At 59.8% G+C, this 24,326-nt stretch carries 25 protein-coding genes; 11 read left to right on the plus strand and 14 right to left on the minus strand.

Annotation, left to right across the window (positions count from 1 at the left end):
* The 5 genes from M5C01_RS22795 to fba all read left to right on the plus strand — a co-directional run.
* Positions 1-288 (plus strand): transketolase C-terminal domain-containing protein (locus M5C01_RS22795; protein ID WP_283094127.1); only part of this gene is annotated, 288 nt, incomplete at its 5' end.
* Between the two features lie 229 nt (positions 289-517).
* On the plus strand, positions 518-1,567 hold the full coding sequence (epd, locus tag M5C01_RS22800; RefSeq protein ID WP_152742414.1) for an erythrose-4-phosphate dehydrogenase: 1,050 nt from the start codon (positions 518-520) through the stop codon (positions 1,565-1,567).
* A 16-nt stretch (positions 1,568-1,583) separates the two neighbouring features.
* On the plus strand, positions 1,584-2,747 hold the full coding sequence (locus M5C01_RS22805; RefSeq protein WP_152742413.1) for a phosphoglycerate kinase: 1,164 nt from the start codon (positions 1,584-1,586) through the stop codon (positions 2,745-2,747).
* Positions 2,748-2,856: 109 nt separating this feature from the next.
* Positions 2,857-3,201, plus strand: a complete 345-nt coding sequence (locus tag M5C01_RS22810) for an MliC family protein (RefSeq protein ID WP_103499132.1) — start codon at positions 2,857-2,859, stop codon at positions 3,199-3,201.
* A gap of 244 nt (positions 3,202-3,445) precedes the next feature.
* A complete protein-coding gene (gene fba / locus M5C01_RS22815; RefSeq protein ID WP_100942561.1) occupies positions 3,446-4,510 on the plus strand; it encodes a class II fructose-bisphosphate aldolase in 1,065 nt (354 codons plus the stop codon).
* A gap of 106 nt (positions 4,511-4,616) precedes the next feature.
* On the opposite strand, the gene M5C01_RS22820 is transcribed toward fba, so the two are convergent.
* Together M5C01_RS22820 and M5C01_RS22825 are read right to left on the minus strand one after the other, a co-directional pair.
* Positions 4,617-4,838 (minus strand): hypothetical protein, encoded by a 222-nt coding sequence (locus M5C01_RS22820; RefSeq protein ID WP_152742412.1) that lies wholly within the window; start codon positions 4,836-4,838, stop codon positions 4,617-4,619.
* 329 nt (positions 4,839-5,167) lie between these two features.
* Positions 5,168-5,953 (minus strand): UDP-glucose/GDP-mannose dehydrogenase family protein, encoded by a 786-nt coding sequence (locus M5C01_RS22825; RefSeq protein ID WP_178130060.1) that lies wholly within the window; start codon positions 5,951-5,953, stop codon positions 5,168-5,170.
* A gap of 415 nt (positions 5,954-6,368) precedes the next feature.
* Here M5C01_RS22825 and M5C01_RS22830 point away from each other — a divergent pair, with 415 nt between their 5' ends.
* Positions 6,369-6,524, plus strand: coding sequence for a hypothetical protein (locus M5C01_RS22830; RefSeq protein ID WP_177100708.1), 156 nt, complete (start codon positions 6,369-6,371; stop codon positions 6,522-6,524).
* A gap of 100 nt (positions 6,525-6,624) precedes the next feature.
* On the opposite strand, the gene M5C01_RS22835 is transcribed toward M5C01_RS22830, so the two are convergent.
* From M5C01_RS22835 to M5C01_RS22860, 6 genes are all read right to left on the minus strand, one after another.
* Positions 6,625-7,011, minus strand: coding sequence for a DUF3077 domain-containing protein (locus M5C01_RS22835; protein WP_248764401.1), 387 nt, complete (start codon positions 7,009-7,011; stop codon positions 6,625-6,627).
* A 556-nt stretch (positions 7,012-7,567) separates the two neighbouring features.
* Positions 7,568-8,086: an RICIN domain-containing protein gene (locus tag M5C01_RS22840; protein ID WP_178129959.1), complete on the minus strand. Its 519-nt coding sequence runs from the start codon at positions 8,084-8,086 to the stop codon at positions 7,568-7,570.
* 408 nt (positions 8,087-8,494) lie between these two features.
* A complete protein-coding gene (locus tag M5C01_RS22845; protein ID WP_152741139.1) occupies positions 8,495-8,920 on the minus strand; it encodes a DUF3077 domain-containing protein in 426 nt (141 codons plus the stop codon).
* A gap of 600 nt (positions 8,921-9,520) precedes the next feature.
* Positions 9,521-9,823, minus strand: coding sequence for an XRE family transcriptional regulator (locus M5C01_RS22850; RefSeq protein ID WP_152741138.1), 303 nt, complete (start codon positions 9,821-9,823; stop codon positions 9,521-9,523).
* Positions 9,824-9,833: 10 nt separating this feature from the next.
* Positions 9,834-10,175: a type II toxin-antitoxin system RelE/ParE family toxin gene (locus M5C01_RS22855; RefSeq protein ID WP_178129958.1), complete on the minus strand. Its 342-nt coding sequence runs from the start codon at positions 10,173-10,175 to the stop codon at positions 9,834-9,836.
* A 122-nt stretch (positions 10,176-10,297) separates the two neighbouring features.
* Positions 10,298-10,969 (minus strand): polysaccharide lyase family 7 protein, encoded by a 672-nt coding sequence (locus tag M5C01_RS22860; protein WP_152741136.1) that lies wholly within the window; start codon positions 10,967-10,969, stop codon positions 10,298-10,300.
* A gap of 307 nt (positions 10,970-11,276) precedes the next feature.
* Here M5C01_RS22860 and M5C01_RS22865 point away from each other — a divergent pair, with 307 nt between their 5' ends.
* From M5C01_RS22865 to M5C01_RS22880, 4 genes are all read left to right on the plus strand, one after another.
* Positions 11,277-11,516 carry a hypothetical protein gene (locus M5C01_RS22865; RefSeq protein WP_103499125.1) on the plus strand — a complete coding sequence of 80 codons (240 nt, stop codon included), beginning with the start codon at positions 11,277-11,279 and terminating at the stop codon, positions 11,514-11,516.
* Positions 11,517-11,752: 236 nt separating this feature from the next.
* On the plus strand, positions 11,753-13,876 hold the full coding sequence (locus M5C01_RS22870; protein WP_152741135.1) for an EAL domain-containing protein: 2,124 nt from the start codon (positions 11,753-11,755) through the stop codon (positions 13,874-13,876).
* A gap of 43 nt (positions 13,877-13,919) precedes the next feature.
* Positions 13,920-14,429, plus strand: coding sequence for a M48 family metallopeptidase (locus M5C01_RS22875; protein ID WP_152741134.1), 510 nt, complete (start codon positions 13,920-13,922; stop codon positions 14,427-14,429).
* Positions 14,430-14,485: 56 nt separating this feature from the next.
* On the plus strand, positions 14,486-14,782 hold the full coding sequence (locus M5C01_RS22880) for a winged helix-turn-helix domain-containing protein (protein WP_152741133.1): 297 nt from the start codon (positions 14,486-14,488) through the stop codon (positions 14,780-14,782).
* Between the two features lie 138 nt (positions 14,783-14,920).
* On the opposite strand, the gene M5C01_RS22885 is transcribed toward M5C01_RS22880, so the two are convergent.
* Entirely contained in the window at positions 14,921-15,373 is a 453-nt protein-coding gene (locus tag M5C01_RS22885; protein WP_152741132.1) for a GNAT family N-acetyltransferase, read from the minus strand.
* Positions 15,374-15,697: 324 nt separating this feature from the next.
* Here M5C01_RS22885 and M5C01_RS22890 point away from each other — a divergent pair, with 324 nt between their 5' ends.
* The gene (locus M5C01_RS22890; protein WP_152741131.1) at positions 15,698-16,435 is read left to right on the plus strand and encodes a transporter substrate-binding domain-containing protein; all 738 of its coding nucleotides are present in this window, start codon (positions 15,698-15,700) and stop codon (positions 16,433-16,435) included.
* A 6-nt stretch (positions 16,436-16,441) separates the two neighbouring features.
* Here the strand turns inward: M5C01_RS22890 and yccS are convergent, their stop codons facing one another.
* The 5 genes from yccS to M5C01_RS22915 all read right to left on the minus strand — a co-directional run bounded on the left by yccS (position 16,442) and on the right by M5C01_RS22915 (position 24,045).
* Complete coding sequence (gene yccS, locus M5C01_RS22895) at positions 16,442-18,625, minus strand: YccS family putative transporter (protein WP_152741130.1); 2,184 nt, start codon at positions 18,623-18,625, stop codon at positions 16,442-16,444.
* A 117-nt stretch (positions 18,626-18,742) separates the two neighbouring features.
* On the minus strand, positions 18,743-19,921 hold the full coding sequence (locus M5C01_RS22900; RefSeq protein WP_177100724.1) for an NAD(P)/FAD-dependent oxidoreductase: 1,179 nt from the start codon (positions 19,919-19,921) through the stop codon (positions 18,743-18,745).
* Positions 19,922-19,935: 14 nt separating this feature from the next.
* Positions 19,936-21,273 carry an ATP-dependent RNA helicase DbpA gene (gene dbpA / locus M5C01_RS22905; RefSeq protein WP_247263367.1) on the minus strand — a complete coding sequence of 446 codons (1,338 nt, stop codon included), beginning with the start codon at positions 21,271-21,273 and terminating at the stop codon, positions 19,936-19,938.
* 303 nt (positions 21,274-21,576) lie between these two features.
* Complete coding sequence (gene mdtD, locus M5C01_RS22910) at positions 21,577-23,007, minus strand: multidrug transporter subunit MdtD (protein WP_152741128.1); 1,431 nt, start codon at positions 23,005-23,007, stop codon at positions 21,577-21,579.
* 204 nt (positions 23,008-23,211) lie between these two features.
* Positions 23,212-24,045, minus strand: a complete 834-nt coding sequence (locus M5C01_RS22915; RefSeq protein ID WP_152741127.1) for an alpha/beta hydrolase — start codon at positions 24,043-24,045, stop codon at positions 23,212-23,214.
* Positions 24,046-24,326 lie beyond the last annotated feature (281 nt).

The raw sequence follows: 24,326 nt of genomic DNA on the forward strand, positions 1-24,326 counted from the left end.
TTGACCGAGCAGGGCCGCAAGGTTCGTGTGGTGTCGATGCCGTGCACCAGCATTTTCGATGCCCAGGATGCCAGCTACAAGCAGAAGGTGCTGCCGCTGCAGATCGGTGCGCGTATCGCCATCGAAGCCGCCCATGCCGACTACTGGTACAAGTACGTGGGCCTGGAAGGTCGTGTGATCGGCATGACCACCTACGGTGAGTCGGCACCTGCGCCAGCCTTGTTCGAAGAGTTCGGCTTCACCCTGGAAAATATCCTGGGTCAGGCTGAAGAGCTGCTGGAAGACTAAGTTCGAGAGTGGGGTTGTCTGCTCCGGCCTCTTCGCGGGCAAGCCCTGCTCCTACAGTTCGCCGTCGAACACAACATCTGTGTACGACACAACACTGTAGGAGCAGGGCTTGCCCGCGAAAGCGTCCTCACAGACACCGCCTCACCCTCTGACCCACAGGCAAGCCCGTTCCCACAAAACCCCTGCTTCGGCACGGGTTGCTTGATATTCAAGCCTCGGCGAGATCCCCATGCCCCAACCGCGTCCTTACAGAGTTGCACTCAACGGCTATGGCCGTATCGGTCGTTGTGTCCTGCGTGCGCTGTTCGAGCGAGGGGATCGGGCCGGTTTTGAAATCGTTGCCCTCAACGATCTGGCCGATATGGCCAGCCTCGAATACCTGACACGTTTCGACTCCACCCACGGCCGCTTTCCTGGCGAAGTGCGGGTCGAGGACGATTGTCTGCATATCAATGGTCACTGCGTGAAAGTTTTCCGCTGTGCCACCCCCGAACACATCGACTGGGCCGCGCTCGACGTCGACCTGGTGCTGGAATGCTCCGGCGCCTACCATACCCGCGAGGACGGCGAGCGCTTCCTCGCCGCCGGCGCGCCCCGGGTGTTGTTCTCCCAGCCGATGGCCAGCGAGACCGATGTCGACGCCACCATCGTCTACGGCGTCAACCAGGACTGCCTGACCGGCGGCGAGCGTCTGGTCTCCAACGCCTCCTGCACCACCAACTGCGGCGTGCCGCTGCTGCGCCTGCTGGACCAGGCCATCGGCCTGGAATACGTGTCCATCACCACCATTCACTCGGCGATGAACGACCAGCCGGTGATCGATGCCTACCACGCCGAAGACCTGCGCCGGACGCGCTCGGCGTTCCAGTCGGTGATCCCGGTGTCCACCGGTCTGGCGCGGGGCATCGAACGCCTGCTGCCGGAACTTGCCGGGCGAATCCAGGCCAAAGCCGTACGGGTGCCGACGGTGAACGTGTCCTGCCTCGACATCACGATGCAGACCGTCAGCGACACCGATGCCGTGGAGGTCAACCGGATCCTGCGCGAGGCCGCCACCAGTGGCCCGCTCAAGGGGCTTCTGGCCTATACCGAGCTGCCCCACGCCAGCTGTGATTTCAACCATGACCCTCATTCGGCGATTGTCGATGCGAGTCAGACCCGCGTTTCCGGCCCGAGGCTGGTCAACGTGCTGGCCTGGTTCGACAACGAATGGGGTTTTGCCAACCGAATGATCGACGTTGCAGAACATTACCTGCACGTTGTCCACCAACAACCGTAAACCAGAGATTGCGACCATGACCGTGTTGAAGATGACCGACCTCGATCTGCAAGGTAAGCGCGTACTGATCCGCGAAGACCTCAACGTCCCCGTCAAGGACGGTGTTGTCACCAGCGATGCGCGTATCCTGGCTTCGCTGCCGACCATCAAGCTGGCCCTGGAAAAAGGCGCGGCGGTCATGATCTGCTCGCACCTGGGCCGTCCGACCGAAGGCGAGTTCTCGGCCGAGAACAGCCTCAAGCCGGTCGCCGACTACCTGAGCAAGGCCCTGGGCCGTGATGTGCCGCTGCTGGCCGATTACCTGAACGGTGTCGAGATCAAGGCCGGCGATATCGTGCTGTTCGAAAACGTGCGCTTCAACAAGGGCGAGAAAAAGAACAGCGACGAGTTGGCCAAGCAATACGCCGCCCTGTGCGACGTGTTTGTGATGGACGCCTTTGGCACCGCGCACCGCGCCGAGGGTTCGACCCACGGCGTGGCCAAGTTCGCCAAGGTGGCCGCTGCTGGTCCGCTGCTGGCCGCCGAACTGGATGCACTGGGCAAGGCCCTGGGCGCCCCGGCCCAGCCGATGGCTGCCATCGTCGCCGGTTCCAAGGTCTCGACCAAACTCGACGTGCTCAACAGCCTGAGCCAGATCTGTAACCAGCTGATTGTCGGTGGCGGCATCGCCAACACTTTCCTGGCCGCAGCCGGTCATCCAGTGGGTAAGTCCCTCTACGAGCCGGACCTGCTCGACACCGCCCGCGCCATCGCCGCCAAGGTCAGCGTGCCGCTGCCGGTGGACGTGGTCGTGGCCAAGGAGTTCGCCGAGAGCGCCGTGGCGACCGTGAAACTGATCGCCGACGTGGCTGCTGACGACATGATCCTGGATATCGGCCCGCAAACCGCCGCGCACTTCGCCGAACTGCTGAAGTCGTCGAAGACCATCCTCTGGAACGGTCCGGTCGGTGTGTTCGAATTCGACCAGTTCGGCAACGGCACCAAGGTCCTGGCCCAGGCCATCGCCGACAGCTCGGCGTTTTCCATTGCCGGTGGTGGCGACACCCTGGCGGCCATCGACAAATACGGTGTTGCCAAGGATATCTCCTACATCTCCACTGGTGGTGGTGCGTTCCTCGAGTTCGTCGAGGGCAAGGTACTGCCGACCGTGGAAGTGCTGGAAGCGCGCGCCAAGGCCTGAGCCCCGAATACGACGCATCGTCCGGGACCCGGGAACGGGGTTGTCCCTGACGGGTCAGATTCACTACGTGCAGTGCTGGCGGCCAGGGGTCGCCAGTCGAGGAATCGGCATGAAAGGCTTTATCGCCCTTGTTTCACTGGCAGCACTGAGTGGTTGCGCGGCTTTCAATGCCACCTTCAACCAGGCGTCGGCTCCGGCGGACAACTGGACGCACTGGACCTGTGACAGTCACGCCGAAGTGCTCTGGCGTTATGTCGACACGACGCAGCAGGCGGTGGATGTGCGCTTGGCCAGCGGTGACCAGGTGTACCGTCTCAAACCCGAGATCGGTGCCGTCGACAGCGGTGTGCTTTACAGCGATAACGTTTTGGCGTTTCACAAAAAAGGTGAGGAAGGCCTGGTTTACTGGGTTGCCACCAACGATTTGATCGGCCGGGCCTGCAAGGCGCAATAACGGCCGAGCGCGGTCCCCTGTAGGAGCGAGCTTGCTCGCGATGGACGTTAATGATAACTCGGGGTACCTGATACCCCGCGGTGCCTGAACCACCATCGCGAGCAAGCTCGCTCCTACAAGGAGCCGGCGTTTGACACTGAATCCGCAGGCCGGGCTGACCCCTGATCTGCAATGACTTGAATAGCAGCCGCCGCTCCGGCAGGCTTGCACGATTAACGACCCTCGACCGGGAGAGACACACACAATGGCACTTATCAGCATGCGCCAGATGTTGGACCACGCAGCCGAATACGGCTACGGCGTTCCAGCCTTCAACGTCAACAACCTTGAGCAGATGCGCGCCATCATGGAAGCCGCTGACAAGACTGACTCCCCGGTGATCGTCCAGGCTTCGGCCGGTGCCCGCAAATACGCCGGTGCCCCGTTCCTGCGTCACCTGATCCTGGCCGCCATCGAAGAATTCCCGCATATCCCGGTGTGCATGCACCAGGACCACGGCACCAGCCCGGACGTCTGCCAGCGCTCCATCCAACTGGGCTTCAGCTCGGTGATGATGGACGGTTCCCTGGGCGAAGACGGCAAGACCCCGACCGACTACGACTACAACGTCCGCGTGACCCAACAGACCGTGGCCATGGCTCACGCCTGTGGTGTTTCGGTTGAAGGCGAGCTGGGTTGCCTGGGTTCGCTGGAAACCGGCATGGCCGGTGAAGAAGACGGTATCGGCGCCGAAGGCGTGCTCGATCACAGCCAGATGCTGACCGATCCGGAAGAAGCCGCAGACTTCGTCAAGAAGACCCAGGTCGACGCCCTGGCCATCGCCATCGGCACCAGCCACGGCGCCTACAAGTTCACCAAGCCGCCTACCGGTGACGTGCTGGCGATCGACCGCATCAAGGAAATCCACAAGCGCATCCCCAACACCCACCTGGTGATGCACGGTTCCTCTTCGGTGCCGCAAGAGTGGCTGGCGATCATCAACCAGTACGGTGGCGACATCAAGGAAACCTACGGCGTACCGGTTGAAGAAATCGTCGAGGGTATCAAGCACGGCGTGCGCAAGGTCAATATCGACACCGACCTGCGCCTGGCGTCCACCGGCGCGATGCGTCGCCTGATGGCCACCAACCCGAGCGAGTTCGACCCGCGCAAATTCTTCGGTGCCACCGTGACCGCCATGCGTGACGTGTGTATCGCCCGTTACGAAGCCTTTGGGACTGCCGGCAACGCTTCGAAGATCAAGCCGATCTCCCTGGAAGCGATGTTCCAGCGCTACCTGAAAGGTGAGTTGAACGCCAAGGTCAACTAAGGTCACTTGGGGTTATAAAAAACCGTCGAAAGACGGTTTTTTATTGTTCGGGTTTTAATCGATTTGATGGGGGATCGGACATAAGGTGTTGTCCGTTGCGACGAACCTATTTCAGACTGCTGTGATCCTTCTCCTGTCCGACCTCCGGGGGGTGGAAAGACTGGCCATGCCAGATGTCTCCCACGCGTACCTCTTCAGCCTGATTGATGGCGATCCAGCGCCAGCCCCGAAGGTGAGTGGGGTGATAGTCTGGCTTGCCTTCCGACTCCATTATTTCACTCACGTAAAAGCCGTGAACACTGGACTCCATGACCAAGGCCCATTTCATATCCACCTCTACATGTCGCTGATAGTCGGTATTGGGAAGTGTTACCTACGGTTTGCTAATCGGTCTACTGTCAATAATGACAGTTTTATAGATGACTTTCGAATGGTGGGTGGTGCTTAAATAATGAAATAGACTTTGCTGTTTGGCAGTTGCTGGGTTGTTGGTTTTGTAAGTGAATGTCTTTATGGAGGATTGCAGAGTATGAAGAAATCAAAAATAGTATAAAAACGGTCAGCTCTGTCTCTTGTGGAACGAGTCGAGCGACTGGAAGTGGTTGTGCCTCAGGGGCTTCCCGGGGCGTTGTTTTACGGGCGTCGAACTCGACAGACTCAGGGGCCCTGACGTAATTCCCTATTGCGCTCGACGATGGCCTGGAGGAGCGTACTGCCGACACCGATGGACTCGCAGTATGTGATCAATGCACTGATGTCCTTTGGAAAGCATTTTCCGTCAAAGCCGGGAGCGTCACGGAACGCGGCCGTATGCATGGGACCTACGCGCGGATCGTCCAACCAGCCTTCGCGTACCGAGTGGTAGCTGACATCTGCGGCGTTGCAAATCGCGCGTAACTCGTTGGCGAATGTTACCTTCAATGCGAAGAAAGCGTTCTCCGCATACTTCACTATCTCTGCTTCCGTGCTGGTCATGAAACGGAAGCGAGTGGCGGGACCCAGACGTGGAAGAAAGAGGTCAGCGATGTCAGCACAGTCCTGTGGCGAGCCACCCAGGATCATGAAACCATGTGTAACCGGATTGAAAGGTGATGGATAAGCAGCGGGCGTCCAATATTCCGACTCACCCATGTATTCAGGTGAAAACACGATGCGTTTATGGGTTGTTTTTCGGAGTCGCTCCGTCGTGCCGGGAGACACCGTTGACTTGATCAGGATCAACGGTGTCTCCGCCTGGGCAACGGCGTACTCAACCTGCGAGACATCACATGAGCCGTTGAAACTCTGCGGCGTTGGAACGCAGATGATCGACAGTTCACACTGACTGATTTTGCAATTGTCCTGGCCAAGCCCTTTGGGTGGGTCATAGATCACGGCATCAGGAAAAATCTTCTGCATGCCCTGGCCAACCGTTCCGTATCCAACGATGACGACATTCTCCATTTGGCCCACCTCCGGGAATTGTGCTTGTACAGTGACGTCTGTTGTATAGCGTTGCCCTGTAGAGTATGTCTTTGCCGGCGCCAGCCCCGAAGGTTTCATATCCGTTTCTACATATCGCCGATGAAGTGTTGCCTGTGGTTTGCAAATCGGTCTACTGTCAATAATGACAGTGTTGTAGATGATTTTCGAATAGTGAGTGGTGCTTTAAATAATAAAATGGAATTTTAACAGGTAGGGGGGCAATCTGTTGTTTGGCAGTGACTGGGTCTTTGGTTTTGTAAGGGGATGGCTTTATGGAAGATTGCAGAATATGAGAAGTCGAAAATAATATAAAAAACTGTCAGTTCTGACAGTAGCCAGAGATGTTCGAACAGGGCACCTTCAGGGCTCATTTACTGTAAGGGAGTGTACGGTCATGAGCTCAAAAGGCAAGAAGGTAAAAAAAGCAGAGGTGGGTTTTAAAGGTCCGGCTAAGGCTACGCTCGCGCCGGAGGTGAAACCCGGTTTCAAGGGCGCGGCTGAGGCCACGCTCAAGCCGGAGGTGGCACCAAAAGGTCAGGCCAAGCCTTAGTCGCCATACTGGGCAAGGCTGCGAGCGATAAGCTCAAGCCTGATATAAAAGGGCGGCGGAATGATTGATTATCCGCCGCCTTCCCCATGGCTATCCGCGTTTACGCCGGCCGTATGGCCGCGCCTTCCAGCAGCGCATCCACCACCGCCCGGGCCATTTCCACGGAGCGGACCATAGAGCCGATCAGGCCGCGCTCAATACCACTGGCGTCAGTGATTTCATCGGATATTTCTTCCGCTCCAATCAGCAATAGCGAAACATGCCGCAATGCTTCTTCGGCAGTGATACCGGGGCGGACGGCAAACAGTGGGTGATTTTCTCCGTCGAGACAGCCGAAAGTTTTCAGGCCGGTGGAGGGCAGGCTTTCCAGCAGGGGACGCTTGCTGTCGCGCATCACTTGCAGCAAGGCTTCGTTGGTTTCCTTGAGGATCGCGGTGATGCGCTGGCGGGTGTAGTTGATGGGTGGATCGGGGACGAGCTTTTTCATGATTCGTGACTTCCTGTGGATAACAAGAAGCTGCCGGCTCTCACTTCCACGCAAGAAGGTGGCAGCTGTACGCAGGTGTGGAAGACCGGGCCACAGAAAACCCCGGCGCACCCGAAGGTACCCCGCGCACAGCCGCCATGACACGAATGAACAGTCGAATTCGTATTTGAGCGCCTGTGCACTTTTCTGGGCTTCGGACTTCCACATCCGACCACTGATAAGCAGTGGTGAACGAAGACTAGACGCGAAGAATTCAAAGGCGCAAGCCGCTCAGGGGCGATTACGATTTTCCAGGAAATGGCCTGCAAATGACAGTGTAAAATTCTGACAGGCCATCCCAGGTTATGTATCGCGCTGGTATGGGCCTCAACAGCAGGACACTAACCGTCGTGGCGGTCCTCAAACACGGCTACACCAGCCGAGATCGAATCGTTGAGTAGGGGAGGTGCAAAGCCATCGGAAACTGGCGCATTTTTCTCGACAACGATGCGTTGATTGCCAGCTAATTGGTGGCCTTGCACTATGCATGCTGCACCACGATAGTTTTAAGGATTCCCTATACTTTTACCAGTTTAAATTTCTGATTTGCCGATGCCTTATAGGGCCACTGGAGAATTCTGGTCCTGTCCGCCATGCCAGAGCCTTCCACATCCAACACGTGGCCGGTAGATATACTTTCGATGAAGTATACGTCAGTAGTGCCCGAGCTCTTAAAAAGCCAGTAATATGACGATTTTAACGTGGCTGACCGTTGTGTAGCGTATACGTCTGAATAGTCTATCGCTTCGATCTCGAGGACGGGATAATATTGATTAATAATTAGGTGCGCGTCGACACGGGACTCATAGCGAATACGCCATTTTGATTGGGGTTCGTTATTGTCATGATATAGATTGACACGGTGGGGGGTTGCGCTACCTGAACCTGGTTCTGGTTCCATGTTGACAACATTGATGTTAGTTAAGTGTGTGTAAATTTTATAGACGCCTTCTGGAATTATTACCTTCGCACCAGGGACGTCGCTGAGTACTTGTTTAGGGGCTTCACCGTCAGCGGGGTTGGTTTTATCTTGCATGATAAATCTCCTTGGTATGTCGCTTAGCATGGCTTGGCGCGCTCTGGATGAGCGCACCGTCCGAAGGGGCGCACGTAGACTCAAATGCCAGGGAAAACACACTCCTGAGGGGGCGTTGCTGAATATTTTGAGCAGGCTTTGCACGCCGGTCTACTGTCAGAACTGACAGGTTTATAGACGGTTTTCGAATAGTGAGTAGCCTCTTAAAACATAAAGCAGCGTTTTAATTAATCTGTGAGTTGTGAATGTGGTAAGCAGACAATCTCCAATGCCGTTCAGTTAAGGACGTGGGGTATTGAAAACGCCACGGTCCTGTAGGAGCAGGGCTTGCCCGCGAAGCTTTTTGCGCTCTCAAAAACGCCTTCGCTGGCAAGCCAGGCTCTTACAGGATCGTGCCGGTCTCACAGTTTAACTGGCTGACATTGTTCCTTCCGCCGCTGTATCGACGCTCGTCGGCCGTATGGCCGCGCCTTCCAGCAGCGCATCCACTACCGCCCGGGCCATTTCCACGGAGCGGACCATGGAGCCGATCAGGCCGCGCTCAATACCACTGGCGTCAGTGATTTCATCGGATATTTCTTCCGCTCCAATCAGCAATAGCGAAACATGCCGCAATGCTTCTTCGGCAGTGATACCGGGGCGGACGGCAAACAGTGGGTGATTTTCTCCGTCGAGACAGCCGAAAGTTTTCAGGCCGGTGGAGGGCAGGCTTTCCAGCAGGGGACGCTTGCTGTCGCGCATCACTTGCAGCAAGGCCTCGTTGGTTTCCTTGAGGATTGCGGTGATGCGTTGGCGGGTGTAGTTGATGGGTGGATCGGGGACGAGCTTTTTCATGGTCGTTATCCGTTGAGATACCAAGATTGAAAAAGCTGCCAGTCTCGCTTCCACACGAGAGGGTGGCAGCTGTGCGCAGGTGTGGAAGACCGGGGGATCTCAACGGAAAAGACCCGGCGCACCCGAAGGCGCCCCGCGCACAGCCACCATTAAAGAGGGGCATTTGTGCGCCATTGAAATCACTTCCGGACTTCCACATCCGACCACTGATAAGCAGTGGTGAACGAAGACTAGACGCGAAGAATTCAAGGGTGCAAGCCCCTCAGGGGCGATTACGATTTTCTAGGAAGTGGCCTGCAAATGACAGCGTAAAGTTCTGACAGGCCAACCCTGTTGTTTACTTGAGTGCGTTCAATTTGTGAGGGCTCAGAGCTTGTCGGATCACCGCCCCGCCGCGAAGAGGCCCTGAGATCGCTAAAAGCTTCGCGGGCAAGTTCCGCTCCCACAGTTAGAAGGCGTTCGGCTCAAGTAAGCGGCATGACTGACGGGCGCCAATCCATGTGCTCTGGGCGAAAAGCAGGAGGCTATTATCGGAAGGCACTGGGCGTTACTGGGAATTTGTACCAGCGAGAAAAAGCCCGGACTGGTCGGGCTTGAAGGTTATGCGTGAGCTGCTTCGCGCTCAGGGACCAGGCGGACCTCTACACGTTGACCAAGTGCACGGGCAGCGCTGGCCAGGGTTGCCAATGTCATACCTGCGTCATTCTGATCAAGTGCGCGATCAACAGCCGTACGGCTGGTGTGCATCCTCTCAGCAAGAGATTTCTTGCTGACGCGTTGCAGTTTCATGATCTCTGCAATCTGCCAGGAAATGACGCGCTTGAGGGCGGCAGCGGAGACTTCTTCTGCAAGGCCTTGCTCGGCGAGAAAGTCGTCAAAGTCAGATCCGATGTGTTTGTTCATATGCGGTGCCTCATAGTCTTGCTTTGCGTTGTTTGGCGGTTGCCATATCCGACGCCGGTGTTTTTTGGCTTTTCTTGATGAAGCCATGCAGTAGGACCATATCCGATCCTACGACTGTAAAGAGAACCCTTGCGTTGGTGTCGCCGAGGTCTATCCTGACTTCCCAGAGATCCTTATCTAGCTTGCGAACCACCGGCATGCCGATTGGCCAGCCAAGCTGGACAGTCTTGATATCTGTACCTATCAGTCGGCGGTGCTCTCTGGGAAGATCGGTCAACCATTCGCGCACGGGTTCGTTACCAGCTTCCGTGCGGAAGAAACGTACGTTGAGTACGGGTGCGATATCTGTCATGGAGGTAGTGTACCTAAATAGGTGCATAGCGCAAGGCTTCACAAGAATTTGGTTGTGCCTGCATCACTGGCATTCCATCCACACTGGATGCCTGATGAGGTGAGCAGCATGACTGACGAACCTCAGCCCTTCACATGATCAATATCCAACTTGTAGAAAGTCACCATCCCGCCCTCGCTGGTGTAGCCGGTATTGTCCTGCACATAGACCCCGGCCTTGAAATACAGCGGCTTTTCACGCCAGGTGCTGCTGATCTGGGTGTACCAGGACGCATCGGCGGCCTGCACGCTCAGGTAGCCGCCACGACTCAGGTGAATCACATAAGTGAAGGCTTTATCCAACGGCACATTGTCGGCAATCTCGATCACCCGGCTTTTCTTGTCGTCGGGGTGGTTGCGGATCTTGACCACGATGATCCCGCTCTTGCGGCTGTCCTTGTACTGGTACTCGACCTTGAGCATCGGCTGGGTGCTGTTGTACGCATGGATCTGGCCGATGACGATCTTGCCCGACGAGGGCACCTGGTTCACCGCCAGGGTTGCGCGCAGGTAGTTGTTGGACTCGCTGTACAACCAGTTGCGCAGCCGGCCGTCGGGCCAGGTCTCGCGCAATTCGCTGCGCGGGTAGATGGCGTTTTCGGTCTTGGAACCGGTGACCGGCGACCAGAAGAACAAGGTGCCGCTGTCGGAGTGAAAGTACTGATCCTTGAAGCCCTGCACCAGCTTGGGCGTATCGATCGTCGCCGGCGGGGTACCGACGGGAACGCTGAGGTTCCAGGTGGTCAGGTCGATCATGTCTGTTCCTTCCTTGTAAGCCGTTTACGCGCGGACCGCGATTCAGCCTGGGAAAATTCAGACAAACCGCTTGGGGCCGCGCTTTCGGCGTCCTTTATAACGGCTGAAGAATAGTTTGTTAACGCCGAACCGGCGAACGGTTGACGCCAATCCGTCGACGAAACCCGCCAGCGCGGCCCGCTATAGAAGGATCGTGTTGGGCTTTTATTAAGAAGCGATATAAACACCTGTTATTTATGACAGTTGTTTTTCACAGGGCGACTTCCCACGATGAACGTTCCATCGCTAACAAAAAAAGGGTCTCACTATGGACGAAGAGGAAGCACAGAACGAGCCTGAATATCTGAAGTACTTCAAGCGCAAACAAAAGATCAACCTGCGCGGCAGGCTGCACGGCGGGACGGTGGAGTCCGAGCGCGGCGAGCTGTGCAGCATCGACTGGACGCACCGAACACTGACCTATCACGGCGAATTCGGCTTATACAATACGGTGCGTTTCGACGAAATCTACGAAATTGAACCAATTGCGGAATATAGGACCTCATAACACTGACCGGCCGTATTAACGGTCGTCACCGTGGTATGACGCGGTCTTGCAGGCCCGAGGCGTTTTCCGGGCCGCGTCCTGAAGGTGATAAACGACCGTTAGTCGGGAGATTGTGGCCATGTCTGGATGATGGCCTATTGCTCACTACGCTTTGCACAATCCCGGTCTAGAGTAGTCCTTAGGTTTAGCCCGGTTTCCTAGATTTCCGGTGGAGTTCCCCGAACAAGAGAAGCAGCATGGATTGCGTGCAACAGATACCCGGTGATGGTAGTTCCGTCCTTCTGGTCGTCGATGATTACCCTGAAAATCTGATCAGCATGCGTGCCTTGCTGGAACGTCAGGATTGGCAGGTGGTCACTGCCGCCTCAGGCATTGAGGCACTGACGTTGCTGCTTGAGCATGAGATTGACCTGGTGCTGCTGGATGTACAGATGCCCGGGATGGACGGTTTTGAAGTGGCCCGCCTGATGCGCGGCAGCCAGCGCACCCGTCTGACCCCGATTATTTTCCTCACCGCCAACGAGCAGTCCCCGGACGCTGTGATCAAGGGCTATGCCAGTGGCGCGGTGGATTACCTGTTCAAGCCCTTCAACCCCGATATCCTCAGGCCCAAGGTCCAGGCGTTGCTGGAGCAGCAGCGCAACCGCCGGGCCCTGCAATGCCTGAGCCGCGACCTGGAAGCGGCCCGGGCGTTCAATGCCTCGGTGCTGGAGAATGCCGCCGAAGGCATTCTGGTGGTCAACGAAGACGGCACGATCCGCTTCGCCAACCCGGCCATTTCGCGCTTGCTCAATCTGTCGCTGGACGCCCTGGCCGGCCAGCCGTTCCTGGATTTCCTGCAGAACCCGCACTTTCCCAACTGGCACAGCTCATTGCTGTACGAGGAGTACCGCAAGGGCGAAACCTATCGCCTGCATGATGCGTATTTGCGCACCAGCCAGGACCAGATGCTGCCGGTGGCCTTGTCCTGCGCGCCGCTGCCCGCCGACCAGAAGGCCATGGTGGTGACGGTGCTGGACATGTCGGTGGTGCGGCACTTGCACCAGCAACTGGAGTTCCAGGCGGTCACCGACCCGTTGACCGGCTTGCTCAACCGCCGGGGGTTCTACCAGACGGCGGAAAATACCCTGCGCCGCAGCGACAGCGCGGAAAAGTCCCTGGTGCTGATGTACCTGGATCTCGACGGCTTCAAACGGGTCAACGATTCCCTGGGGCACGAAGCCGGCGACCGAGTGCTGCGCTGGGTCTCGGAACAGTTGAAGTCCTGCCTCAATCCCTTCGATATTCTTGCGCGCATGGGCGGTGATGAGTTCACCACCCTGCTCAATCTGGAGCACCCGGAGCAGGCGGCGAAAATCGCCGAGCGGTTGATCGAGCGGGTTTCCATTCGCCAGCAAATCGACGGCATGGAAATGACGCTCGGCGTCAGCATCGGCATTGCCACTTACCCCGATTGCGGGGCCAATCTCGATGGCCTGCTGCGGGCGGCGGACATCGCCATGTATGAGGCCAAGCGCGCCGGCCGCCAGCAGTATCGCTACTACGACCACGAGATGAATGGGCGGGCCCGCTCGCGCCTGATGCTCGAGGAAAGTGTCCGTTCGGCGATCGAGGGCAAGGAATTCAAGATGGTCTACCAGCCCCAGGTGTCCCTGGAAGATGGCCGCCTGCGGGGGTTCGAGGCGTTGCTGCGCTGGCACCATCCGAGTGTCGGTGATGTGCCGCCGGGGTTGTTCCTGCCTTTATTGGAAGAAGTACGGCTGATCAGCCGGCTGGGCAGTTGGATCTATCGCCAGGCGGCCACTCAGCGGCATGCCTGGAGTGGCGTGTTTGCCGATGACCTGGTGCTGAGCGTCAGCCTGAGCGCCACGCAGTTCTGTATGCCGAACCTGGCGGACGAGTTGCAGGAGGTGCTGGAGCGCCATGACCTGCGGGCGCACCAGCTGGAAGTCGAGGTGACGGAGGCGGCGCTGATGCAGGACTACGAGGCTTCGCGCAAGCAACTGCGGCGGATCCGCGCCCAGGGTGTGCGCGTGGCCCTGGACGATTTCGGTTCGGGACACTGTTCGCTGAACCACCTGCGTGACCTTGAGTTGGACACGCTCAAGCTCGACCGACAGTTGATCGCCAAGATCCTCGACTCACCACGGGATGCGGCCCTGGCCCGCACCGTGATCGACCTGTGCAAGGAATTTGGTCTGCTGGTGATCGCCGAGGGCGTGGAAACCGTGGAGCAATGGCAGTGGCTCAAGGCCAATGGTTGCCCGATGGTCCAGGGCTTCCTGGTGGCCCGGCCGCTGACGGCCAAGGACGCCACCGGCTTCGGCTCGGCGTTTGACTGGAGCGCGTTGTCCGCCTGAATTCGCTACACTGGTTTCTTTTTCGGTGTACGTAAGGCCTGTCATGACTGTGCTGAAATACCTTCAGGCTTATCCCACGTCCTTGCAGGAACAGGTCCGCCAGATGATCGCCCGGGATGCCCTGGGCGACTACCTGAGCCAGCGTTATCCGGAGCGGCATGCGGTGCAGAGCGACAAGGCGTTGTACAGCTATGCCCTGGCGTTGAAGCAGGAACATCTGCGCAATGCGCCGGCCATCGACAAGGTGCTCTTCGATAACCGCCTCGACCTGACCCATCGCGCCCTCGGCCTGCACACGGCGATTTCGCGGGTCCAGGGCGGCAAGCTCAATGCCAAGAAGGAAATCCGCATCGCCTCGCTGTTCAAGGAGGCGGCGCCGCAGTTTCTGAAGATGATCGTGGTGCACGAGTTGGCGCACCTGAAGGAATCCGATCACAACAAGGCCTTCTACCAGCTGTGCGAATACATGCAGCCCGGTTATCACCAGTTGGAGTTCGACCTGCGGGTGTACCTGACCTGGCGCGATCTGCAGGGCAAATCTGCAACTCCGTAGGCGCCGAGTGTGCGCTTGAGTCGAAGCATTGGAAGGTCAACCCTAAGGATTACCGGATGGACGTCAGCAAGACCAAGAGCAGTTTCTACCGCCGTCTGTACGTGGCATGGTTGATCGACAGCGAGATTGCCAGCAGCGTTCCGGCCCTGACCGAAGCCACGGGCATGCCACGGCGCACGGCGCAGGATACGATCGTGGCCCTGGCGGACCTGGACATTGTTTGTGAGTTTGAGCAGGAAGACGGCGCGCGCAATCACGCCGGGCAATACCGGATTCGTAGTTGGGGGGCGATCGACAAGAGTTGGATTGGTCGCAACCTGGTTTCGATCAAGCAGGTGCTGGGTTATCCCTGAGTTTGTGGCGCCTGTGCCGGCCTCTTCGCGGGCAAGCCCTGCTCCTACAAAGTTGGGCCGTACACAAAAGGTGTGTTCGACACATAACTGTAGGAGCAGGGCTTGCCCGCGAAGAGGCCCTGGAGAACACCAAAAACCTCAGCTTTTGCGCATACCGATATGCGGAATATCGTCTTCCAGATACACCTCGCCCACCACCTCGAACCCATAGCTCCCGTAATAATTCTGCAGGTGCGCCTGGGCCGACAGATAGATCGGCACTTGCGGCCAAAGCTTCCCGGCCTGCTTCAACGCCTGGGCCATCAGCTCATGCCCCAACCCCTGGCCGCGAGCCTCGGGGGCGATCACCACCCGCCCGATCACCACGTCACCCCCCTGGGATTCCGGGTCGAGCAGACGCAGGTAAGCCACCAGTCGATCATCGCGCCAGCCCATCAGATGGCAGGTGTCGCCCTCCAGGTCACGCCCATCGACTTCCTGGTAGGGACATTTTTGCTCGACCACGAAGACTTCGGTCCGCAGTTGCAGGATGCTGTACAACTGTTCCTTGCTCAGGTCGCCATGGTATTTGCAGAGCCAGTCGATGGTCATGCTCGCCTCTGGATTCAATAACTTGATAGCGATACTAAGCGCGTTATCCGAGGTCGCCAACCGCGGATTTCTATTGCCCGAGAGGGCCGGAGCTGGAAAGCTCCTTGCAGGGAATCCTGAACCGGTATTTCGGTTCACTGGCGGCTACTTGATATCATTGGCTTTGCTCGCCATCGTCATCTTTGTGTAATCTGCCAAGCCGTGCTTTTGCTCTGGCTCGGATGAGCTAATGTTAGGACCAGGGAGGTAGCCGGTTGCTTTTGGATGTGCTCCTCCGGCTTCGGCTAACTCTGTTGGGCTAAGTGCCCGCTAAGGATCTTTAGCATGCCGCGATTGCATCGAGCTTTTGTTTTGCTTGGATTGCTGCTGCTTTCACAGGGCGCCGCCGCGGACAAGTTACGGTTGGTGGCCGATGGCTGGCCGCCGTTTACCGACGCGACGCTGGTCAACGGTGGCCTGGCCACCGATATCGTCATCACGGCGCTGGCGCGGGCCGGCTATGCCAGCGACTTCGAGCAGGTGCCCTGGGCGCGTGCGCTCAAGGGCGTGGGCGAAGGGCGCTATGACGTGCTGATCAATGCCTGGTACAGCGACGAACGCACCTTGCTGGGGCAGTTCTCGGCCGAGTACCTGGTCAACCGTGTGCTGTTTCTCAAGCGCAAGGAGTCGGCCATCGAGTTCGATAACCTGGGCCAGTTGCATGACCTGCCGATTGCGGTGGTGCGTGACTACGCCTATAGCGCCGATTTTGACGGTGACACCCAGTTGCAGAAGATCCCGGTGCACAACTTTGCCATGGCCGTGCGCATGCTCGCGGCGGACCGCGTGAAGCTGACCCTGGAAGACGAGTATGTGGCGCGTTATTACCTCAAGAGCGAGGCGCCACGGGTGCGCAACGCCGTGGAGTTCCTGCCCAAGCCGCTGAGCGAGAACAGCCTGCATATCCTGGTCAGCCTGAAGAACCCGCAGCATGAGCAGATTGTCGCCGGCTTCGACCGCGAGATCGCGGCGATGAAGGCCGACGGCAGCTATGATCGGCTGCTCAAGCTGCACGGGATGTGACAGGCCTCAGCTTTCTTCCGGATCCTTGATCAGGTGCGCCGCCAAGGTACGCAACGGTCCTAGCTGGCGGCAGATCAACGCCAGCTGGGTCTGCACCAGCCGCTGGATCTCGTCGATCTCGTCCGGCATCTGTTCCAACTCATTGGCCAAGGCTTCCTCGGCATCGCTTTGAATGGCGATGGGGGTCTTGTTCGCCAGGCCCGTGGCGACTTCTTCGATACTCGCCGCCAGCGTCGCGCCGACACCCTCGAGCAGATGATCGCGCACCGCCTCCGGCAACTGATTGTCGCGGTGCGCGCCGAGTCCCGACAGGTAGCTGAGCAAGGTGTGCGAGAGCACCAGGAAGCGGAATCCCACGTCGGCTTCCTTACGGAAGTGCCCCGGCTCCATCAACATGTTGGCCAGGGTGGTCGACAGCGCCGCGTCGGCGTTATGGGCGTTGCGTCGGGCCAGGCGGTAGGCGAGGTCGTCGCTCTTGCCCTGGGCGTACTGGCGCATGATCTGGCGCAGGTACAGGCTGTTGCAGCTCAGGGTATTGGCCAGCACCTTGTTCAGGCGCCGACCTTGCCAGTCCGGCAGGAACAGGAACACCGCCAGGCCTGCGATCAGTGCCCCGAGCAGGGTGTCGAGCAGGCGCGGCAGGAACAGGCCGTAGCCGTCGCCCACCTGGTTGAAACAGAACAGCACCGTCAGGGTCATGGCGGCAGTCGCCAGGGTGTAGCGGGTGGTGCGGTTGATAAAGAACACCACCCCGGCGGCGATGGTGAACAAGGCCTGGATCAACGGGCTCGGGAACAGGTCGAACAAGGCCCAGGCGGCGGTCAGGCCAATGGCCGTGCCGAGGATCCGCTGGCCCAGTTTGCGCCGGGTGGCGCCATAGCTCGGCTGGCAGACGAACAGTGTGGTGAGGATGATCCAGTAGCCCTGGGACGGGTGCACCAGGTGCACCATGCCGTAGCCGATGCTCAGCGCCAGCGGCAGGCGCAGGGCGTGGCGGAACAGCAGCGAAGTCGGGGTCAGTTGGGTGCGCAGGCGCGTCCAGACATCCTTGAAATTACGCGGTGAACGGTCCAGCAGGCTGCTGTCGGTGGCGTCGGCGAGGCTGTCGGGGTTGCTGGCGTCGCTCAACAGGCGGTCGAGGGTGCCGAGGTTGGCCGCCAGGGCCCGCAGCGAACGCAGCAGGCCGCGCCAGGCCGGGTTGCTCTGGATGCGCAGGTGTTCCAGGGAGGCGTGCAGGTCGCCCAGGGCTTCGGCGAAGCTGGCGTCGTAGACGAACGGCTGGCGCAGTTGGATCGACACCGCCAGGGCCTGGCAGGCCTTGCCTTGCTCGCGTAGCAGGCGTTGGCAGCGGAACAGCACGTCGCTGTGGAAGAACGCTTCGGCCAGGGCGTTGTACGGGTAGTGCGAGGAACTGGCGCGCTCGTGGATATCCTGGGCGAGGAAGTACAGCTTCAGGTAGCGGCTGACCTTCGACCCCGGCCGACCATTGCCGACCCGGTGCAGGATGATTTCCTTGGCGCTGTTCAGCGCCGCCACCACCTTGCCGTTCTGCTGGGCCAGCTCCAGGCGCCGGGCCTCGACGTCCAGTTGGCGGATCGGTTCGAACAGCGAGGACTTGAGCTTGAGGTAGTAACCCAGTTCGCGGAACAGTCTGGCCAGGCTCTGTTGCACCGGCTGGTTGGAGAACATCGCCTGCCAGAGCACCGAGAGCACGCCGTACCAGGCCGCGCCGGTCACCAGCAGCATCGGCTCGTGCCAGAGGTTGGCGACTTCGCCGCCGCGCTGGTCGACGCCGATCATGGTGTAGACCGAGAGGATCAGGGTTGCCGAGGCTATCGCGCCATAACGTTCGCCCAGGGCGCCGAGCATGGTCAGGGCAAAGGCCGCCAGGGCCATGGCGCAGACGAAGACCAGGGGATAGGGAAACAGCAACTCGACCGAGAACGCCGCGACACTGAAGCACACCAGCGTCACCGCCAGGGCGTTGAGGCGGCCTTGCCAACTGTCGTCGGTCTCGGCCAGGGCGCTGGCGATGACTCCGAGGAACAACGGGATCAGGAGCTTCATCTCGTTCTGGAACCAGCACAGGGTCATGATGCCGGTCAGGGCGATAAACACCCGAACGCTATAGCTGAATTTGTCCAGCGCCCAGAGACGGCGCAGGGACTGGTTGAACGAGGTGGATGCCATGAAGGTGAGAGAGCCTGCCAAGCGATTGATCTGAATGATGGGTAGACGGGCGGCATTACAATGGCGCCACATCGTCTACAGCAAAATTTGTTCCGTGATCAGCGATTGTCCCAAGGATCAGGCGAATTGCGCCGCCGCATAGCCCGAGGCCCAGGCCCACTGGAAATTGAAGCCGCCCAGGTGGCCGCTGACGTCCAGCACTTCACCGATAAAATACAGCCCCGGGCTTTTCAGCGATTCCATGGTTTTCGACGACACTTCCCGGGTGTCGACACCGCCCAGGGTCACTTCGGCGGTGCGATAACCTTCGGTGCCGGCCGGGACCAGTCGCCAGTCGCCGAGCTTCTGCGCGACCTCGGCCAACTCCGCCGGGGTGTACTGCTTCATCGGTTTGGAGACGAACCAGTGGTCCGCCAGCAGATTGGCCATCTTCTTGGTGAACAACTCGCCCAGCAGGGTTTTCAGTTCGCTGTTGGGCCGTTCGGCCTGCTGCTGTTGCAGCCAGTCCAGCGCGTCGTGGTCCGGCAGCAGGTTGATATGCAGCGTATCGCCGGGATTCCAGAATGAGGAAATCTGCAGGATCGCCGGGCCGCTGAGGCCGCGGTGGGTAAACAGGATATTTTCCCGGAAGCTCTGCTCGTTGCAGCTCACCAGGCAATCCACCGAGGTCCCGGACAGCTCGGTGCAGAGGGCCTTGAGTTGATCGGTAATGGTGAACGGCACCAGCCCGGCGCGGGTCGGTAACACCTGGTGACCGAACTGCTTGGCCACCTGATAACCGAAGCCGGTGGCGCCCAGGGTCGGGATTGACAGGCCGCCGGTGGCGATCACCAGGGATTGGCAGGTGATCTGGCCGAGGGTGGTTTGCAGCAGGTAGCCGCTTTCCAGCTTTTCGATGTGCTGGATGGCGGTGTCCAGGTGCAGGCTGACGCCGGCTTGGTCGCACTCGTCGAGGAGCATGCCGAGGATGTCGCTGGACTTGTTGTCGCAGAACAGCTGGCCGAGTTTTTTCTCGTGATAGGGCACGCCGTGCTTGGCCACCATCGCGATGAAATCCCACTGGGTGTAGCGGGCCAGGGCCGACTTGCAGAAGTGCGGGTTCTGCGAGAGAAAGTTGCCGGGTTCGCTGTACATATTGGTGAAATTGCAGCGACCACCGCCGGACATCAGGATTTTCTTGCCGGCCTTGTTGGCGTGGTCGATCAGCATCACCTGGCGCCCGCGGGCGGCGGCGGTAAAGGCGCACATCAAGCCGGCGGCACCGGCGCCGATGATCACAACTTCAGTAACGGGCACAACGATGTCCTTTTTCAGAGAATCCGCACGCGCAGCGAGCGGCCCTTGATCTTGCCGTCGTTCAGGCGCTGCAAGGCCTGCTTGGCGACGCCGCGCTCCACCGCCACGTAGGCCTGGAAGTCGAAAATCGCGATCTTGCCGACCTGGGCACCGGGAATCCCGGCGTCGCCGGTCAGGGCACCGAGGATGTCGCCCGGACGGACCTTGTCCTTGCGCCCGGCAGCGATGCACAGGGTGCTCATGGCCGGCAGCAGCGGGCTGCCGCCCTGGGACTTGAGGTTGTCGAGCTGGTCCCAGTTCAGCGGCGACTTCTGCACTTCCTCGATGGCCCGCGCGCGCAGGCTTTCGGACGGCGCCACCAGGCTGATCGCCAGGCCGGTCTCGCCCGCCCGACCGGTACGGCCGACGCGGTGGATATGCATCTCCGAATCACGGGCCAGCTCGACGTTGATCACCATGTCCAGGGCATCGATATCCAGGCCACGGGCCGCCACATCGGTGGCCACCAGCACCGAGATACTGCGGTTGGCGAACATCGCCAGGACCTGGTCGCGGTCACGCTGTTCCAGGTCACCGTGCAGGGCCACGGCGGACACGCCCTTGGCGGTCAGGTGGTCGACGGTTTCCTGGACCTGCTGCTTGGTGAAGCAGAACGCCACGCAGGACTCAGGCCGGAAATGGTTGAGCACCTTGACCACGGCTTCCATGCGCTCTTCCGGGGAAATCTCGTAGAAGCGCTGCTCGATCTGGCTGTCGGCATGCATCGCCTCGGCCTTGACCTGCTGCGGGTTGCGCATGAACTTGGAGGCCAGCTGCTTGATGCTCACCGGATAGGTGGCGGAGAACAGCAGGGTCTGCCGACGTTCCGGGAGCTGCGCAATGATTTCCTCGATGGCGTCGTAGAAACCCATGTCGAGCATGCGATCGGCCTCGTCGAGAACCAGGGTGTTGAGGCCGTGCAGGACCAGCGAGCCCTTGCGCAGGTGCTGCTGGATGCGCCCCGGGGTGCCGACGATGATGTGGGTGCCGTGTTCCAGGGAGGCGATCTGCGGCCCGAGGGACACGCCGCCGCAGAGGGTCAGGACCTTGATGTTGTCTTCGGCGCGGGCCAGGCGGCGGATTTCCTTGGCGACCTGGTCGGCCAGCTCGCGAGTGGGGCAGATCACCAGCGCCTGGCAACCGAAGAAGCGCGGGTTGATCGGGTTCAGCAGGCCGATGCCGAAGGCGGCGGTCTTGCCGCTGCCGGTCTTGGCCTGGGCGATCAGGTCCATGCCCTTGAGGATCACCGGCAAGCTTTGCGCCTGGATCGGCGTCATCTGGGCATAACCGAGGGAGTCGAGGTTAGCCAGCATGGCGGCGGACAGTGGCAAAGAGTTAAACGCGGTGGCGATGGTGGTCACGGGACTGGCCTGCAAAACAAAATGTCGCGCAGTGTATCAGTCCCGACTGGCGGCGCTGCAAATTCTGGACGAAAAGTAGCCAAATACTGCCCGTACATCTTCTTTGCCAGTAGGCGCAGAGCCTATGACCGCCGCAGAACCTGTAGGAGCTGGGCTTGCCCGCGAAGCTTTTAGCGATCTCACGGCCCCTTCACTGCGGTGGGGCGTCCCGACAAGCCCTGCTCCTACAGGATCCGTGGTGTTTTCAATGTCCCATTAGTGCTCGATATGCTGCTCCTGAACCACCCTGGCCCGCCGCCCGTCCTGGGGTGAAAGCTGCAGGAAAATCGTCGCCGCCAGCATCGCCATGATGCCCACGGTGAGGAAGGTCAGCTGGAACGCACCGAGCACCGTCTCCACGCCATCGTTGCCGACCGCGGCGGTAAAGCCGCCGAGCAGGGCGCCGGCGCAGGCCACCCCGAGGCTCAGGGACAATTGCGCCACCACCGACAGCAGGCTGTTGCCGCTGCTGGCGGACTTGTCGTCGAGATCGATCAGGGTCACGGTGTTCATCGCCGTGAACTGCAGCGAGTTGATCGCCCCGGCAATCGCCAGCATGACCAGCAACAAGGGGTAAGGCGTTTGCTCGGTGACCAGGCCCATGACCGCGAGCATGATGCCCAGGGCCAGGGTGTTGCCGGTGAGCACGATGCGATAACCCAGGCGCTCGATCAGCGGCCGTGCGATCGACTTGGCGAACATCGCCGCCGCCGCCAGGGGCAGCATGCTCATCCCGGCCTGGGACGGCGAATAACCCAGGGCCACTTGCAGCAGCAACGGCACCAGGAACGGCAGGGCGCCGCTGCCCAGGCGGGCGAACAGGTTGCCGAGGATGCCCACGGCAAAGGTCCGGGTCTTGAACAAGGACGGCGCGAACAACGGATTATCGATATGCCCGGCCCGCAGCCAATACGCCGCCAGGCAGGCGAGGCCTGCGAACAGCAGCAACATCACCCGCAGGTGCGGCAGTTGCAGCTCGCCCAGGCCCTCCATGGCGATGGTGATCAGCAGCATCGCCGCGCCGAACAGCAGGAAGCCGATGCCGTCGAAGCGCGTGCGCTCGCTGCCGCGCAGGTCCGGGATGAACTTCCACACCGCGTAGCAGCCGAGCAGGCCCACCGGCAGGTTGATCAAAAAAATCCAGTGCCAGGTCAGGTACTGCACCATCCAGCCGCCCATGGTCGGGCCGATCAACGGGCCGAGCAGGCCGGGTATGGTGATGAACCCCATGATCCGCACCAGCTCCGAACGCGGGTAGGCCCGCAGCACCACCAGCCGGCCGACCGGTAGCATCAGCGAACCGCCGAGGCCCTGGATGATCCGCGCGCCCACCAGCATGTTCAGCGAGCTCGACAGGGCGCAGAGCAGGGAGCCGATACTGAACAGCAGGATCGCGCTGAAGAAGATGCGTTTGGTGCCGAAGCGGTCGGAAACCCATCCCGAGGCCGGGATCAGCAGGGCCACGGTGAGCATGTAGGCGATCACCACGCCCTGCATGCGCAGGGGGTTTTCCGCCAGGTCGAGGGCCATGGCGGGCAGTGCGGTGTTGAGGATGGTTCCGTCGAGGGACTGCATGAAGAAGGCAATGGCTACCACCCACGGTAGCCAGCGAGCGGTCGTTACGTCGAGTGGGGCACGATCAGGCATGGGCGGCTCTGTTTGTTAGCTGGCTACGTAGTTGCAGTATGCCTGATCGGTCAGGAACGGTGTAGGCGTGTGCTCGTTGCCGGAGATCTTGAACACACCCGCCACCTGCAGGAGCCGGCTTGCTGGCGATGAACGATGACGCGGTGTGCCTGATGGACCGCGTCGCCTGGATCGCCAGCAAGCCGGCTCCTACAGGACGCGATGCTATCCGTGCGACAGCAGAAACCCCAGCAAAGCCTGATGCACCGCGTTGGCGGCCTGGCGTGATTCCAGGTCGAGCAAATGGCCGGTGTCTTCGGCGACGGAGAAACTGCTGCGGGGGATATATTCCTGGAACACCCGCGCACCTGCGGCCGGGGTGTAGATGTCCTTGGCGCCATTGATGAAATGCACCGGGCTCTGGATCGCGGACAAGGCCCGCAGGTAATTACCGTCGCCGAGCTGCAGCACCTGGTCGATATGAAAGCGCGCCTGGCGGTATTCGGTGCTGGGCATCGAGGACAGGTGCTGGTGGTTGGTGGCCTTGAGGCGTGGTGGCAGGAAGTGGCCGACGGTGTCGTTGAGCAGGTGGCCGATGGCGGATTTGTCGTCCACCGCGATCAGTTCGTGGACGCGCTGCACATACGCCCGCATCGGTGGATTCAGGTCGGGCGCCAGGGCCATCACCACCGAGCTTTCGATGGTCGGCGGGTGCCGGGTGAGGGCCAGCAGGGTGGAAATGCCGCCCCATGAGGCGGACACCAGGTGATTGACCTCGAAGCGCTGCACCAGGGCCAGGAGGATCTCCACCTCGTCGTCCTTGGTCACCAACCCCGGATCGGGATTGTAGGGTTGTGAGCGCCCGGCAAAGGGCAGGTCGAACAGCACCACGTTGAAGTGGTCGGCCAGGCACTTGCCGGTACGGGTGAAAGAGCTGGTGGTGGCCAGGGCACCGTTGACCAGCAGTACCGTCTTGCGCCGGGGATCGTCGCCGATACGTTCGACATGGATGTTGAAGTGCCGGTACAGGTTGTTGATGACAAAGCTTCCATGATTCATATCAAGCTCCAGCAAAGCACTTTCGGGGGATGAAAGAGGTGCGGCATTGAGTAAGGAAATCGCGGGTCGAGTCTGGTTTCTCTGGGTGTTGCCGTATGAGGGTGGCGTTTTGATAGTGTGAAAAAAACAGAGGGATATATAGCGCGCCGGGCGGCGTCAGGGCAACTGACTGAACGGATAGGTATGCGGGTGTTTCGGTCAGAGATCTTGTGACCGCCGCGGACCTGTAGGAGCAGGGCTTGCCCGCGAATAGGCCCTTGAGAGCGCTAAAAGCTTCGCGG

Origin of the sequence: Pseudomonas sp. MWU12-2319 (genome assembly GCF_023242525.1) — a bacterium.
Classification (GTDB): Bacteria; Pseudomonadota; Gammaproteobacteria; order Pseudomonadales; family Pseudomonadaceae; genus Aquipseudomonas; species Aquipseudomonas gingeri_D.

Coding starts and splice junctions, on each gene's coding strand:
- M5C01_RS22885 (WP_152741132.1), bottom strand. CDS start 15,373: ATGACCATCGACTGGCTCTGCAAATACCATGGCGACCTGAGCAAGGAA.
- M5C01_RS22860 (WP_152741136.1), bottom strand. CDS start 10,969: ATGATCGACCTGACCACCTGGAACCTCAGCGTTCCCGTCGGTACCCCG.
- M5C01_RS22805 (WP_152742413.1), top strand. CDS start 1,584: ATGACCGTGTTGAAGATGACCGACCTCGATCTGCAAGGTAAGCGCGTA.
- M5C01_RS22830 (WP_177100708.1), top strand. CDS start 6,369: ATGAGCTCAAAAGGCAAGAAGGTAAAAAAAGCAGAGGTGGGTTTTAAA.
- M5C01_RS22915 (WP_152741127.1), bottom strand. CDS start 24,045: ATGAATCATGGAAGCTTTGTCATCAACAACCTGTACCGGCACTTCAAC.
- M5C01_RS22890 (WP_152741131.1), top strand. CDS start 15,698: ATGCCGCGATTGCATCGAGCTTTTGTTTTGCTTGGATTGCTGCTGCTT.
- M5C01_RS22880 (WP_152741133.1), top strand. CDS start 14,486: ATGGACGTCAGCAAGACCAAGAGCAGTTTCTACCGCCGTCTGTACGTG.
- epd (WP_152742414.1), top strand. CDS start 518: ATGCCCCAACCGCGTCCTTACAGAGTTGCACTCAACGGCTATGGCCGT.
- M5C01_RS22870 (WP_152741135.1), top strand. CDS start 11,753: ATGGATTGCGTGCAACAGATACCCGGTGATGGTAGTTCCGTCCTTCTG.
- M5C01_RS22840 (WP_178129959.1), bottom strand. CDS start 8,086: ATGCAAGATAAAACCAACCCCGCTGACGGTGAAGCCCCTAAACAAGTA.
- M5C01_RS22825 (WP_178130060.1), bottom strand. CDS start 5,953: ATGGAGAATGTCGTCATCGTTGGATACGGAACGGTTGGCCAGGGCATG.
- M5C01_RS22845 (WP_152741139.1), bottom strand. CDS start 8,920: ATGAAAAAGCTCGTCCCCGATCCACCCATCAACTACACCCGCCAACGC.
- fba (WP_100942561.1), top strand. CDS start 3,446: ATGGCACTTATCAGCATGCGCCAGATGTTGGACCACGCAGCCGAATAC.
- mdtD (WP_152741128.1), bottom strand. CDS start 23,007: ATGCCTGATCGTGCCCCACTCGACGTAACGACCGCTCGCTGGCTACCG.
- M5C01_RS22810 (WP_103499132.1), top strand. CDS start 2,857: ATGAAAGGCTTTATCGCCCTTGTTTCACTGGCAGCACTGAGTGGTTGC.
- yccS (WP_152741130.1), bottom strand. CDS start 18,625: ATGGCATCCACCTCGTTCAACCAGTCCCTGCGCCGTCTCTGGGCGCTG.
- M5C01_RS22820 (WP_152742412.1), bottom strand. CDS start 4,838: ATGAAATGGGCCTTGGTCATGGAGTCCAGTGTTCACGGCTTTTACGTG.
- M5C01_RS22850 (WP_152741138.1), bottom strand. CDS start 9,823: ATGAACAAACACATCGGATCTGACTTTGACGACTTTCTCGCCGAGCAA.
- M5C01_RS22865 (WP_103499125.1), top strand. CDS start 11,277: ATGGACGAAGAGGAAGCACAGAACGAGCCTGAATATCTGAAGTACTTC.
- M5C01_RS22835 (WP_248764401.1), bottom strand. CDS start 7,011: ATGAAAAAGCTCGTCCCCGATCCACCCATCAACTACACCCGCCAGCGC.
- dbpA (WP_247263367.1), bottom strand. CDS start 21,273: ATGCTGGCTAACCTCGACTCCCTCGGTTATGCCCAGATGACGCCGATC.
- M5C01_RS22855 (WP_178129958.1), bottom strand. CDS start 10,175: ATGACAGATATCGCACCCGTACTCAACGTACGTTTCTTCCGCACGGAA.
- M5C01_RS22875 (WP_152741134.1), top strand. CDS start 13,920: ATGACTGTGCTGAAATACCTTCAGGCTTATCCCACGTCCTTGCAGGAA.